Below are 12,410 nucleotides of genomic sequence, written 5' to 3'. Positions count from 1 at the left end.
ATTTCAGAAGGGGCAATTTCCTGTTTTGGGAAGTTATTTGGACACATTGTTGGGATGATACACAGGAACGGAGTTCAAAAAACGGTCTGATAGGCTGTTTTGGCAGTCGGAACAGTCCTTGCAACAAATGGCTCGGAACACTAAACCAACTATTTTCTATGAAAACAATCAATCAAACCCCACGCACGTCTCCGCTTCGCAGCACCATGGTCAAGAGATCTGGAGCAGTATTGCTTGCCGCATTTTGTATGATGGGCATGTCCTCCTGCAACGACGAAGATGAAGATCCTATCGTTGACACCGTCAGCCAGCAGGATAGAGACTTCGCAGTTTCTGCGTCCCAATTTATCAATGCGCAGGTCAGCATTGGCCAAATGGCGGTAGATAAGGGAGAAGACGATTCTGTCTTGGAGTACGCCACGATGATCGTGGAAGACAATGCGGAAAGCCAGTCTGAGCTCGAAGGAATTGCTGACTCAAAAGAAATTGAAATTTCCGCCGATATCTCTGCTGAGATGCAAGCCAAGTATGAGGAATTGGCAATGCTCGAAGGGGAGGATTTCGACAAAGCTTATGTCCAATTCCAATTGGACGCGCTGGAAGACTCCAAATCGATGTTTGAAAATGAGGTCGATAATGGCCAAAACTTCACCGTAAAAGGATATGCGGACAAGGTTCTTGGTATGGTCAAAGCGCATAGAACCGAAGCGCTCCTAGTCAAGGCTGAAATCGGATTGGAGGATTTGTAATAATCAATTCTTCAATCTGTGAGCCGGTTTCCTTTTGGGGAAACCGGCTTTTTTGTTTCTGGATGTCAAGTCCCGAAAAGATTTAGAGGACACTTGTCTAAAACAGCATAGGGGCAAATAGAACCAGGTAGTCTCTCCAGTTAGCCCACGTATGGCCGCCTTCACTTTCGTGGTATTCGTGCTTCAAGCCAGTTTTGTCCAGTATAGAAAGCAGACGCTGATTGGATTCGATTACAAAGTCAGTCTTGCCGCAGGCTACCCAATATTTCTTCACACCGCTGTCCTTGAGTGCGGTGAATTTTTTCTCCAACTCAGCCATGTCTGCATTGGCATCAAAAATTCCGCTACTAAAGACTCCTATGTAGGAGAATTTGTCGGGATAGGTTGTAGAGGCTGTGATGGTGTGCGCCCCTCCCATAGAGAGTCCGGCGATGGCACGGTGGTCTTTGTCGGCTTTGATTCTATAGTTTTTTTCGATGTAGGGGACCACATCCTCGACAAGGCTTTTTTCAAATTTTCCTTGAAACTGACCGTAGGTCTCGCGAGTCGGGGCCGCCACTCCAGGCGCTTGCTTGAGTGTTGAGCTTTGCCAGGCGTTGCCATTAGTCTTGACGACGAGCATGGGTTTGGCTTTACCGGAGGCGATCAGGTTGTCCAAAATGAGGTTGGCCCGGCCAAGAGAGGACCAAGCATCCTCGTCCCCTCCAGCTCCGTGTAGCAGGTAGAGTACTGGATAGGAATCGGAGGAAGAGTCATACCCCGGCGGCGTATAGACATACATTCTGCGTTTCATTCCCAGTGAAGGTGAGTCATACCAGACTTGGGAAAGCGTTCCGTGGGGGGTGTCGTTTAGCTGGAAAACTTCCGATTCCTGCCCTGGAATCATCAAGAGGCTTGCATACCGAGTGCCATCACGCAGTGCATGGGGATTGGTGGGGTCTATTGCCGAGACTCCATCGATGAAGAAGTTGTAATGGTACATGGAAGTCGGAAGCGGGTCGATCGTGACCGACCAGATTCCTTTTTCATCTTTGGTCATAGGGATTGTTTCTCCAAATCCCATCCAGCTGCCGTTGATAGTGACGGTATTTGCTTTGTCGGAAAATACCCGAAATGTGACTGATCGGCTGTCGGAGATCTCGGGAGAGACTACCCGAGGTGGCTGCATGGCGCTGATTTCTTGCGCTTTAAGGGACTTGACGCTCCCCGCTACAATCAAGAGGGCCGCCGCCAAGGCTTTGAGTTTGATGTTCATGGGTTTATTGGTTAAAGAGTTTCGGTGCAAATTCGGTGAGGTAAACCCTCCAATTTCTCCAGGTGTGGCCGCCCTCGGACTCTACATACTCGTAGGGCATATTCATGGCATCCAGCTTGGCGCGGAATTCTTTGTTGGCATCGTAGAGGAAGTCGGTCTTTCCGATCGCGATCCAGTAGAGCTTGTAGCCATTGTCCATCTCGGCTTTGAGTTTTCCATCGAAGTTGTCGTAGATTTTCCCGGTTGCATCTTCCCTGGGCATGATGGCTGCTGAAAATAGGCCTACGTAGTCGAACATGTTCGGATAATTGTTGGAGATATGCAGGGAATGGTATCCCCCCATGGAGAGTCCAGCAATGGCTCGATTGGATTTGTCAGCCTTCACTCGATAATTGCTTTCCACAAAAGAGATAATGTCCTTGAAGTTGGCCTCGTACGTACCATCCATGGTTTTGGCTACCATAAATTGCGGCTTGTAAAACCCTTTGCTCCCTTCTCCTGGAGCCCCATCCTGGATCACGTTTCCATTGGGCATCACCACGATCATAGGTTTGGCTTTGCCCTCGGCGATCAGATTGTCCAATATCTGTGAGGTGCGGCCCAGATTGATCCACGCCTCTTCATCTCCTCCAGCTCCATGGAGCAAGTAAAGTACAGGGTAGGAGTCCTTGGAGTTTTCATATCCCGGAGGCGTATAGATTGTGATTCGACGATCCATGCCCAGGCCGGGCGAATCATACCACCTTCTGGTCACCGAGCCATGGGGTACATCGTTGACTTTGAAAAGGTCTGCGTGGCCACCCCCTACGATGAAGATATTGGTGGCAGAGGCCACGTCGCGAATCAAAAAGGGATTGTTGGGGTCGGTGGTGGTAAATCCGTCGATGATGAAGGAATAGTTATAAAGTTCGGGCTTGAGGACTTCACTCTTGTAAGTCCATACGCCTTTGTCGTCTTTGGTCAAATCGGCCTTTCCAGGTCCGTCAAAAGTGCCTCTCGGGGTTTCCATTTTTACCGTTGGGAGAAAATCCCCGGTGATCTGAACCGACTGGGCCTTGGGAGCCAAAAGTCGGAAAGTCACGGAAGCGTCGTCGTGCACCTCCGGCGAAATGATCTGTTGCGCGCCAAAAAGCGCCTCCTGGGCCTGAACAGCAATGCTCAAGACTGTTAAGAAGATTAAGGAAAGAAGTAGGTTTTTAATCATGGGTTGTTTTCTATTGTCTCAAAGTGGAAAAATAGAAAATCCAAAATTCAATTCCTACACTTGGAGCCCATACCTAATTGACGGTGAGGAAAAAAACTGCTTTATCCCTCGTTTTGCAGCGAATCCACTGGGTTGGTCCAGGCGGTCTTCAGCGTATGGTAGCCGACGGAGAGAAAGGTCAATCCAAGCATAGCGATCGCGGTCACCAGATACAGGGACCAGCGGACCTCAGTATGGTAGGTAAAGTCAGAGAGAAACTGATCGACAAAATACCAAGCTAGGGGAAATCCAATCACCATACTCGTCACGACCAATAGTGCGAAGTCGCCACAGAGGAGTACAGAAAGACTGCCGGCAGAGGCTCCGAGTACCTTTCGAATCCCGATTTCTTTGGTTCTCCGCTCGGCGGTGAACGAGGCCAATCCAAACAACCCCAAACCGGAGATCAATATTGCCACAAGGGTGAAGGCCAGCGCCAGTTTTCCTATCACCTGCTCACTCCGATATTCCCGGTTAAACTCTTCTTCGAGGAAAGAATATTCGAACGGGTAATCGGGATTGTGTTTTTTGAAAACAGATTCAATCTGGGCCACGGTGGTATTTATTGAAGCCTTGCCTGAAACTTTAATGAAGTAGTGGAAACCGACATTTTCCGAATACATAAAGATCATCGGCTCGATGTCCGCCTTGAGGTTGTCGTTGTGGAAGTCCTCCGTGACACCCACGATTTGGCCCTTGCCATGCCACATTTCCAGCTCTGTGCCCACTGCTTCCTCGGGATCCAATCCCATAGCTTCGGCGGCTTTTTTGTTGATGATATAATTGGAGGCATCTTGGACTCCTACGAAGTTCCTGCCTTCGCGCAGCGGAATTTGTAAGGTAGGAATGAAGCCCTCATCGCAGCGCAAGATCTTAAAACTGATGTTCGATTGTTCCGGTTTGCCCGGCCAAACGGGATCGGAAGAGGTGATCGGGACCGTGAAAATACTGTTTCCGCCAAAAGCGACATTGGATATGTTTGGGAGCTGGAGAAGGTCGTTTTTGATTCCCGCGTAGTTTTTGACAATGCCCTCGTTTTGGTCAATGACCAGGACGTTTTCCTTGTCAAATCCCAGGTTGCGCTCGCTGATGTAAGTGATCTGCTGATAGATTGCGCTACTGCCAACTATCAAAATCGCGGAGGCCGCAAATTGCGCGACGACCAAGACCCGGCGTAAGCTCACGCCACCGAGCATGGATCGGCTGTCACCTTTCAGGACTCGCAATGGATTGAATGCCGACAGTACGAAAGCGGGATAAGTTCCCGACAGGATTCCCGTCAAGAGCGTCAGGAGAAGCATTCCTGCGATGAAGATCGGGCTGCCCAAGTGCAATTTGATGGTCTTTTCAGTCAGCTCATTGAAAAACGGAAGCAACAAATGAACCAGCAAAACAGCAAGTACAAGCGCGATCCAAGAAAGCAGAACCGACTCCAGGACAAACTGCACCATCAATTCGCTACGGTTTGCACCTATGGCTTTTCGGATTCCCACCTCTTTTCCTCTACTTCCTGACCGTGCGGTAGCCAGATTGATGAAGTTGATGCAGGCCATCACCAAGATCAAAAGCGCCACAAAACCGAAGAGATATACCTGCTCGATTCTTCCGCCAGCGTTCACTCCATTCTCAAATTCACCGTAAAGCCGGTGCTTTTGGTAGGGGAAAAGAAAAGGGCTGCTTGTGCACTCGGCACAATGGTTTTGGATCAGTCCTGCGATTTTAGGATTGGGGATTTCGCTATTTTCCCGAATCAAAACCGCGGTACGAGAGCCTCCTGCCTGCCAGTTTTCCATCCATGGATTTTCCTTCAGATAGAGCTCAAAGGGAACCACAAAATCAAATTGAAGCGAGGTGTTTTCCGGGACGTCTTCAAAAACTCCCGTCACCGTCAGCTCCTGTTTTTGGTTGAGATTGATCGTTTTTCCTACAGGGTTTTCTTGGGGAAAAAGCTTTTCCGCCAGTTCTCTCGAAAGCACGATGGAGTTCAGTTTTCCTGGATTTCCTCTAGAAAAAGCAAGCCCAAAAACTTCAAAAAATGCCGAGTCGGCAAAGATGCCGGTTTCCTTAAAGCCTTCGATTTGGTTTTTGATCAGCAGGTCCGTCTCAAAGCTGTACCGGGTTACTGCTTCAATTTCGGGAATTTCGTCAGCGAGCACTTCTTTGAGATTTGCCGGTGGAACCGGGTGCGTCGAGATGCTGCCATCAGGCATTTTGGCGTTGACCATTACACTGTAAATCCGATCACTGTTTGGCCAAAAACGGTCGTAAGACACCTCGTCCAAAATCCATAGTAGGATAAAAATGCTCACCGCGATTCCTGAGGTCAGCCCCACGATGTTGATCAGCGTGTAACCTCTATGGCGAAGCAGATTTCGAAAAGATGTCTTAAAGTAATTTTTCCACATGGCTAATCTGAGGTCATAAAGTGGGATTTTGCTCCCTTCCTGAATTTTATTGTGCGTTTGATCCAAAGCCATGCCCGATTCAAAGGTCCAATATTCCCAAAAATGGCTGTTTTTAAGTCTAGTCAGAAACTGCAACGAACAATATTGTCCGATTTTGGGAAAACGGAAACGCGTTAGCTAAAGACGAAAAGGAGAGCGGAGCTGTAGCGTGAAGAGAATAGTGGCTGCCAATGCCGGCAAAAACCAGGGGATACCGAAGAGTATGAGTAGAAAAAACAAAAAGAAAATCCCGAGAGCGATCTGAACGAAGGAATTGCCAAAGTATTGGTAAACCAATGCCTGCAAAGCCATAATGAGGGAAAGGAAAAGAAGTGGCAAGGCAATCACGGGTTCCCATGCCAAAATCTTTCCTCCTCGCCAGAGTAGAAAGAGTAACTCGGGCAGCAAAACCAAAATTAGAGTAGCCAAGTGGTTCAGTGCTTTTTTCGACAGGGGAGTTGGAAGACTTCTGAACCAAGACATTCGGTTGAATTCAAAATCGGCTTTTTCGAGCAGTAGTGGAATTTGAAAATAGGCTATGCAAAGAATTCCAAACTCTAGCCAGCGGTGGTCGTAAGCGCCCGAGCGGAAGGAAAGGAAAAATCCGTTGAGGAGAAGAAGACTAGCTCCTTTTGTAAGCAACAGAAGGATCGGGCGGTTTTGTCTTAGTTCCCATAGCAGCCAGGTGAATCTCGGAACCGGGCCTCTCCAGGGAAGACTGGTAAAAACGCTTTCTTTCAGGGGCTTGGAAAGGTGGGAATACAAGCGCCAGATAGACCAAGCCAAGGCCAAACCTATAGTGGTCCATAATACGATAAGTGAAATCCAGGCCCTTTTTTCTATCCCGAAGACACTTAAAAAAGCAAAATAGCCAACAATTATCAGGTGGTTGGCGGTGAAAATTGCCAGCCAGTTTTTGGTAAATTCCCGAAAGGGTAGGAGGGCAGTCTGATGAAATACCAGATAATTTCTGTGGAGGAGAGTATTCAGTTGGAACCTGAGGTGAAACCCCGAATAAGCCAAAAAACCAATCGGCAGTAGCGTGAAGGCCAGCGGATGGGTAAATAGGAATCGGCCGAGTAGCACATGTTGCTTGAATTCCATAAAAACTCCTCCGAAGACCAGCGCCAACACCCAAAATCCAAGCATGCTTCGATAAAATGGAACGGCGAAAGCCAGAAGTCCGATTCTATACTTTCTAAAGTAGACACCCATTCTCAAAAAGCAGTTTCGTATCGATCGGTAGGTGGTCTAGGGGCTGGGATTGATGGGTTGTGAGCAGGAAGCTTACACCTGATTTGGCTTTTTCTATAATCAGATCCGTCAATGTTTCCTGGCTCTTTCGGTCGATGGTGGTAAAGGGTTCATCGAGAATAATCAAGCTTGGGTCGCCCATAAATGCCAGGACCAAGGCTGTTTTCTTCAGCATTCCGGAAGAGTAAGTTCCTACTGGATGGGAGGAAAATGAGACTATGCCCAGGGTGGTTTTTAGAAGATTGATTTGTGGACTGCCTGCTTGTTTTGCAGATGCGACTACGCTGATTAGGTTGTCCGCACTTAGAAATTCCGGAAAAACAGGTTCCGCCTCGGCATAGCCGATTTTCATTCGGTAGGACAGGGGAGTTTTTCGGAGCGATATACCCGTCAGTTCGATCTCGCCTTTGGAGTCGTGGATTCCTGCGATTGCTTTCAAAAAGGTGGATTTACCCGATCCGTTTTCTCCTCCGATCAGGTGAATGCCCGGCTTGAGTTTCAGTCCTTCGATGGAAAGTTTGAAGCCAGATGGATATTCTTTTGAAAAGGCGGTAAGTGACAACAGCAGATCCATTCCAGTAAAGGTAGTGGCGGTGATTTTGGGTGAAAGTGAAAGATAAGGCAGGTTAATTGTTTTTGAATGCATTTTGTACAGAAAAGGAGAGAGTGGTTGGACGATGTCTGCGGCTTGGGAAAATTTTATTCTTTTTTACTAAAGAAAAGTTTTTTATTATATTGAAAATCAGTAATTTAAATAGTTTTTATCGCCAAAAAGATTGCTTTTTTTATAGTGCCCGAGTGGGGGCTTATTTGGCTTTATTCGGTTTTACCCAGGCCGACCCAGGGTTTTGGATCCGTTCCAAAAAAGGACGGAAGCATTTGCAAGTAGTATTTAGTACTGTTATTTCCAAAAGTATCAACGAGACGACTTTGACGATTTCCCTTCAGAGCTCATGCCTTTTTCATGGAGCATGAAAATTAGAAAAAGTGGATTGTGTTTTTAACCCAACATCAAAATGAACGAGACTGAATCAAGTACCAGAAGAGACTTCATCAATACCTTGCTATTGGGTGGAGCCGCAGGAGGAATGGCCGCAATCCTTCCCCCATCACTTGCGTATGGAGACACGACTACGGCTTCTACTCAGTTGAGTGAAGCTGAGGAGTGGTTTAAAAAAATCAAGGGTACCCATAGGGTGGCATTTGATGGAACTACGCCGCACGAGGGATTGCCGATAATTTGGAATTGGGCATTTTACTATTCCAACAACGGAACAGGTTCTTCAGATGAAGATATCACAGCCATGACGGTTCTTCGGCATTCAGCAATTCCTTTTGCAATGAAGACAGAGCTGTGGGAAAAATATCAGCTCGGAGAATTTGTAGGTGTGAACGACCCCAAGACCCAAAAGCCGTCACTGAGAAATACGATGTACGAGCCGCAGGAAGGGGATATGCCCGTTCCGATCGTGCAGGGAATCAAAGACTTGCAAGCCCGGGGGGCCTTGTTTTGTGTCTGTGATTTGGCGCTCAATGTTTACTCCGGCGCCAAAGCAGGCCAGATCGGGGCGGATCCGGCCGCACTCTATGAAGAATGGAAAGCCGGTGTTTTGCCTGGAATCCAGATTGTTCCCTCGGGTGTTTGGGCTCTGGAAAGAGCTCAGAAGCACGGTTGCGCCTACATTTTTGCGGGAAATTGAGGAGATGGACATGAAGACCTTTTTTTTGTTTTTGGGGCTTTTACTGTGCGCGAACGTGGCTTGGGCTCAGCAAAAGCCGGTGAGGATTGTATTTGATGTGACAAGTGCAGATCCATCTGTCCATCAGGCCGCAATTCGGCATGTGTCTTTGATGGCGCAATCCTATCCGGGATCGAGCTACGAGGTGGTAGTCTATGGGCAAGCCATTGAAATGGTGTTGGACTCCAAATCTTCTGTGGCCAAAGAGATAGCGACTTTGGCTTCGGGGAATCAGGTAAAATTTGCCGTTTGTGAGCTGACCATGAAGAAATTCAATGTCGACAAGCCTCAGTTAATTGGCGGCGTAATGTCAGTTCCAGACGGTATCTTGGAGATCTACAGTCGACAGCAAGAGGGCTGGGGGTATATCAAAGAAGGACACTGATTTTCGGTTGGGGTTAAATTAAACAGAGCCCGCATTTTGTTCGACTTTTGTCGTGTAAAATGCGGGTTTATTTCTTGAAGATTTTCCTTCCAACAATAAACGACTATTCCGCATGAAGCGTGTCGACAGGATTTGCCAAGGCTGCCTGCACGGATCGGTAGCTAACCGAAAGCAATACGATAAGAATACTAAGGGCCAAAGCTGCGAGGAAGAGGGAAGGTCCCAAAGCGATCCGGTAAGCAAATTCCTGCAAGACCTTGTCCATGGTGAACCAAGCGATTGACATGGAGAGGGCAAATGCAATCAAAATAAGACGGATGAATTCCTTGGAGAACAGCCAGACAATGGAAGAGGCCGAAGCTCCCAATACTTTCCGTACTCCGACCTCTTTTTGACGGTTGTTTGCCATGAAGGTGGCGAGGCCGAAAGATCCCAAGCAACCGATGAATATGGCTATCCCGGCAAAAAATGCTAATACGCTGGTCGTTTTTCGCTCGCCGCGAAACAAGTTGTTGACGTCGTCTCTGGCAAAGCTGTACTCGAAAAGATGCTCTGGATAGGCACCCTCCCAGATGTCTTCGATCTGGCTGAGTTGTTGTTCGACTTGCCCTCCCGTCAGTTTCAGGGAAATAGTCTTGTAGCCATCTAGATTGTTCATTAATAGGAGTGGGGCTGGGTTGTCACCAGGCGAGGTGGAATTGAAATCCTTAACCACACCATTCACATGGAGTAGATTTCCCCACAGGTCAATTTCCTGACCGACAAAGTCGGAGTAGTCCTGAAAACCAGCGGATTTTGCCAAGCTTTCGTTGACTACGATGCTATTTAGGGTGTCGAGATCAGCCAGTCCGGTACCCGCTAGGATTTCCAATCCAAACAATGCGATATAATCTCCGTCCGCTTCTTTGATTTGGGTAGCGATAGGTTCGTCGGATCCGGAAAGGCTAATGCTGGTACTTAATACGCTGTTAGCGGCGGGAGGAGTACTGCTCAGACTCGCGGACTCGACTCCCGGTATTCGCATCAATTCAGATTTGAGGGTGCGTTTTTTTGACTTGTCCTGCGGTGCATCGGACTGAGCGGCTGAGGCAGGAATCGGAATATTCACAATGGCATCCTGCACAAAGCCCATGTCCTTCTTTTGCATATATCTGAACTGTGCGTAGATCACCAAAGTGGAAATGATGAAAAACTGGGAAATAAAGAACTGCGAGACAATCAATGTTCGGCGTATGGTGTAGCCCGAACCTTTGGTAGACGTGTTTCCATGGATCACATGCCCCTGACGCATTCCTGAAATTACCCACGCAGGATAGAGGCCAGAAAGTAAAGTTACTCCTAGCCAGATCACCAGAAAGTAAACCCAGATGCCCCAGTCGGTGGTTAATGAAAGGCTCAGAGACAGTTCCAAATATCCGTTGAAAATCGGGATAAGAAGTTGAGCAGCAAGAAGGGAGAGGAGGCAGGCTGCGAAAGTAGCCAATAGTGACTCCGAGAGAATTTGGGTGATAAGCTGTGCTCGTGTACTTCCCAGAACCTTTCGAATTCCAATTTCCTTGGTTCGCTTTACAGCGGATGCTGTGGTCAGATTGATGAAATTGATGCAGCAGGTGAGTAGCAAGAATAGCCCTATTCCGGTGAAGGCAATCTTCGCGGCGGCGGGCATTTTGGAATTGTAATTACCCACACGCATATCGGAATGAAGCTCCGCTAAAGGTTGGATGATAAAGTGGTTGCCGTTGGTGTTTTCCTTGCCTTTTCCATAGTTCTTTTGAACCAAAGCCTCCAATCCTGCTTCAACCGAACCTATGCCTGAGTTTTGATTTAATAGAAAATAGCAATTGTCCTCGTCTGAAAGCCCACCCCAGCCAACCGATTCTTTTTGCTCACGAATGGATTCGAAGGAAAGCATGAGGTCAAATGGCAAATCGGTGGTCGTCGGAAAGTCTTCCAGCACTCCCTCGATTTGGTAGCTTTCGTTGTTGTAGAGGATTTCCCGGCCTATGACTTCCCGCGTGCCAAAGTATTTTTCCGCCCATCGGACAGAAATCAAGGCCTTTTGAGGTTCAATGAGCACTTTAGCAGCATCTCCCGCAAGTATCTTCCGGTCGAAAATCCGGAAGAAGGAATTCTCGGTAAAGACCACGCCGTTTTTTTCCTTAAAGCGATCCACCGTCCCGTCTGGTCTAACTACGCCGAGCAGACTGTTTCGCTTGTAGACGGTAGCGACCGCCTCTTGAATCTCCGGAATTTCAGCCCGAAGCTCCGCAGCTAAAACTGCCGGAACGGCTTGGACAAATGTCTGTCCATTTGGCCCATTTTCGCCAGACACTACCCGATAGATCCTGTCCTTTTGGGAATGGTGCTGGTCAAATTGGAGGCCCTGCCTTACGATAAGAAACAATAAAAGGCTTCCCGTGATCCCTAGGGTGAGCCCGGCAATATTGGTTAGGGAATTGGCTCTTTCTCTGAGAAGCGTTCTTAGCGCGGTGACAAGATGATTTCGAAACATAGGTTGGGAGGATTCGATTTCCAAAGAGCTTGCCAAGCTGAGGCCAGAAAAAAAGGTGCTTTTCGTGCCAAAGGCCCATTTTTCAATGAATCCGATGTACGTGAGCGATTTTTTTTGTCCCTCAGCGGACAAAACTGAGGTCATTGATTTTCTGACAAACTATGGCTGGGGACGGAACTTGTTTTAGATAAGGTAAGTATATACTTTTGGTGATACTTTGATCGAATATGAAAACATTGTCTTTGAAATTGGATGACGCCGTTTTTGAGGAAACGGAGGATATCCTAAAGGAAAAAGGAATCGCCAGAAATCGCTATATTAACGAAGCATTGGATTTTTACAACCGCTTTCACAAGCGTAAAAAGTTGGCAAAAGCATTTGCCAAAGCTTCGATCTTAGTGCGTGATTCATCGATGGAAATAAACGAGGAGTTTGATAAGCTGATCGATGAAGGGACAGTTTGAGGTCTGGTTGGTTAATCTCAATCCCTCCCGAGGAACCGAACCCGGAAAGGTCCGGCCAGCTGTAGTGATTCAAACCAATTTGTTGAACCAGCTGGATCATCCCTCTACCTTGATCTGTCCTATTACTTCACAGCTTTCCGAACAAGAAAATATTCTGCGGGTGCGATTGGAAACGGGTGTTACTGGGTTAGAACTGGAATCTGAGATATTGGTAGATCAGATTCGAGCCTTGGATAATCGGAGGTTTTTAGATCGGCTTGGAAAACTAGATGAGGAGAGAGTGGGGGAACTTCGACGGAAACTTATGGCGGTGATGGATTTTTGATGAATATATAAAACGAGTTTCGGAATGTGGTGCGGGGAAC

At 47.6% G+C, this 12,410-nt stretch carries 11 protein-coding genes; 5 read left to right on the top strand and 6 right to left on the bottom strand.

All coding sequences use genetic code 11. The features are described 5' to 3' along the window. Positions 1 to 158 precede the first annotated feature (158 nt). Positions 159 to 749, top strand: a complete 591-nt coding sequence (locus J0A67_RS11675; protein WP_206569506.1) for a DUF4142 domain-containing protein — start codon at positions 159 to 161, stop codon at positions 747 to 749. 97 nt (positions 750 to 846) lie between these two features. Here the strand turns inward: J0A67_RS11675 and J0A67_RS11670 are convergent, their stop codons facing one another. The 5 genes from J0A67_RS11670 to J0A67_RS11650 all read right to left on the bottom strand — a co-directional run bounded on the left by J0A67_RS11670 (position 847) and on the right by J0A67_RS11650 (position 7,591). After that, a complete protein-coding gene (locus tag J0A67_RS11670) occupies positions 847 to 2,004 on the bottom strand; it encodes an esterase (protein WP_206569505.1) in 1,158 nt (385 codons plus the stop codon). 4 nt (positions 2,005 to 2,008) lie between these two features. After that, the gene (locus J0A67_RS11665) at positions 2,009 to 3,208 is read right to left on the bottom strand and encodes an esterase (protein ID WP_206569504.1); all 1,200 of its coding nucleotides are present in this window, start codon (positions 3,206 to 3,208) and stop codon (positions 2,009 to 2,011) included. A gap of 101 nt (positions 3,209 to 3,309) precedes the next feature. Beyond that, positions 3,310 to 5,724, bottom strand: a complete 2,415-nt coding sequence (locus J0A67_RS11660) for an ABC transporter permease (RefSeq protein WP_241265151.1) — start codon at positions 5,722 to 5,724, stop codon at positions 3,310 to 3,312. Between the two features lie 105 nt (positions 5,725 to 5,829). After that, the gene (locus J0A67_RS11655) at positions 5,830 to 6,906 is read right to left on the bottom strand and encodes a hypothetical protein (protein WP_206569503.1); all 1,077 of its coding nucleotides are present in this window, start codon (positions 6,904 to 6,906) and stop codon (positions 5,830 to 5,832) included. Continuing rightward, positions 6,890 to 7,591 carry an ABC transporter ATP-binding protein gene (locus tag J0A67_RS11650; RefSeq protein ID WP_206569502.1) on the bottom strand — a complete coding sequence of 234 codons (702 nt, stop codon included), beginning with the start codon at positions 7,589 to 7,591 and terminating at the stop codon, positions 6,890 to 6,892. The genes J0A67_RS11655 and J0A67_RS11650 overlap by 17 nt, the downstream gene beginning before the upstream one ends. Before the next feature lie 370 nt (positions 7,592 to 7,961). On the opposite strand from J0A67_RS11650, the gene J0A67_RS11645 reads away from it, so the two are divergent. Beyond that, positions 7,962 to 8,645 (top strand): Tat (twin-arginine translocation) pathway signal sequence containing protein, encoded by a 684-nt coding sequence (locus tag J0A67_RS11645; protein ID WP_206569501.1) that lies wholly within the window; start codon positions 7,962 to 7,964, stop codon positions 8,643 to 8,645. A gap of 10 nt (positions 8,646 to 8,655) precedes the next feature. Further along, positions 8,656 to 9,069, top strand: a complete 414-nt coding sequence (locus tag J0A67_RS11640) for a DsrE family protein (protein WP_206569500.1) — start codon at positions 8,656 to 8,658, stop codon at positions 9,067 to 9,069. A gap of 103 nt (positions 9,070 to 9,172) precedes the next feature. Here J0A67_RS11640 and J0A67_RS11635 read toward each other — a convergent pair whose 3' ends face one another. Beyond that, positions 9,173 to 11,725 (bottom strand): ABC transporter permease, encoded by a 2,553-nt coding sequence (locus J0A67_RS11635; RefSeq protein WP_206569499.1) that lies wholly within the window; start codon positions 11,723 to 11,725, stop codon positions 9,173 to 9,175. A gap of 83 nt (positions 11,726 to 11,808) precedes the next feature. On the opposite strand from J0A67_RS11635, the gene J0A67_RS11630 reads away from it, so the two are divergent. Together J0A67_RS11630 and J0A67_RS11625 are read left to right on the top strand one after the other, a co-directional pair. Beyond that, a complete protein-coding gene (locus J0A67_RS11630) occupies positions 11,809 to 12,045 on the top strand; it encodes a hypothetical protein (RefSeq protein WP_206569498.1) in 237 nt (78 codons plus the stop codon). Beyond that, positions 12,029 to 12,370: a type II toxin-antitoxin system PemK/MazF family toxin gene (locus J0A67_RS11625; RefSeq protein ID WP_206569497.1), complete on the top strand. Its 342-nt coding sequence runs from the start codon at positions 12,029 to 12,031 to the stop codon at positions 12,368 to 12,370. Before J0A67_RS11630 ends, J0A67_RS11625 begins: the two co-directional genes overlap by 17 nt. Positions 12,371 to 12,410: the final 40 nt, after the last annotated feature.

This window comes from Algoriphagus aestuariicola, from assembly GCF_017254835.1.
GTDB lineage: Bacteria > Bacteroidota > Bacteroidia > Cytophagales > Cyclobacteriaceae > Algoriphagus > Algoriphagus aestuariicola.
This window is presented reverse-complemented; position numbering and strand designations above follow the sequence as displayed.

Excerpts from the sequence above, each read along its gene's own strand:
- J0A67_RS11675 (WP_206569506.1), top strand. The coding sequence starts at position 159 with ATGAAAACAATCAATCAAACCCCACGCACGTCTCCGCTTCGCAGCACC.
- J0A67_RS11670 (WP_206569505.1), bottom strand. The coding sequence starts at position 2,004 with ATGAACATCAAACTCAAAGCCTTGGCGGCGGCCCTCTTGATTGTAGCG.
- J0A67_RS11665 (WP_206569504.1), bottom strand. The coding sequence starts at position 3,208 with ATGATTAAAAACCTACTTCTTTCCTTAATCTTCTTAACAGTCTTGAGC.
- J0A67_RS11660 (WP_241265151.1), bottom strand. The coding sequence starts at position 5,724 with ATGGCTTTGGATCAAACGCACAATAAAATTCAGGAAGGGAGCAAAATC.
- J0A67_RS11655 (WP_206569503.1), bottom strand. The coding sequence starts at position 6,906 with ATGGGTGTCTACTTTAGAAAGTATAGAATCGGACTTCTGGCTTTCGCC.
- J0A67_RS11650 (WP_206569502.1), bottom strand. The coding sequence starts at position 7,591 with ATGCATTCAAAAACAATTAACCTGCCTTATCTTTCACTTTCACCCAAA.
- J0A67_RS11645 (WP_206569501.1), top strand. The coding sequence starts at position 7,962 with ATGAACGAGACTGAATCAAGTACCAGAAGAGACTTCATCAATACCTTG.
- J0A67_RS11640 (WP_206569500.1), top strand. The coding sequence starts at position 8,656 with ATGAAGACCTTTTTTTTGTTTTTGGGGCTTTTACTGTGCGCGAACGTG.
- J0A67_RS11635 (WP_206569499.1), bottom strand. The coding sequence starts at position 11,725 with ATGACCTCAGTTTTGTCCGCTGAGGGACAAAAAAAATCGCTCACGTAC.
- J0A67_RS11630 (WP_206569498.1), top strand. The coding sequence starts at position 11,809 with ATGAAAACATTGTCTTTGAAATTGGATGACGCCGTTTTTGAGGAAACG.
- J0A67_RS11625 (WP_206569497.1), top strand. The coding sequence starts at position 12,029 with ATGAAGGGACAGTTTGAGGTCTGGTTGGTTAATCTCAATCCCTCCCGA.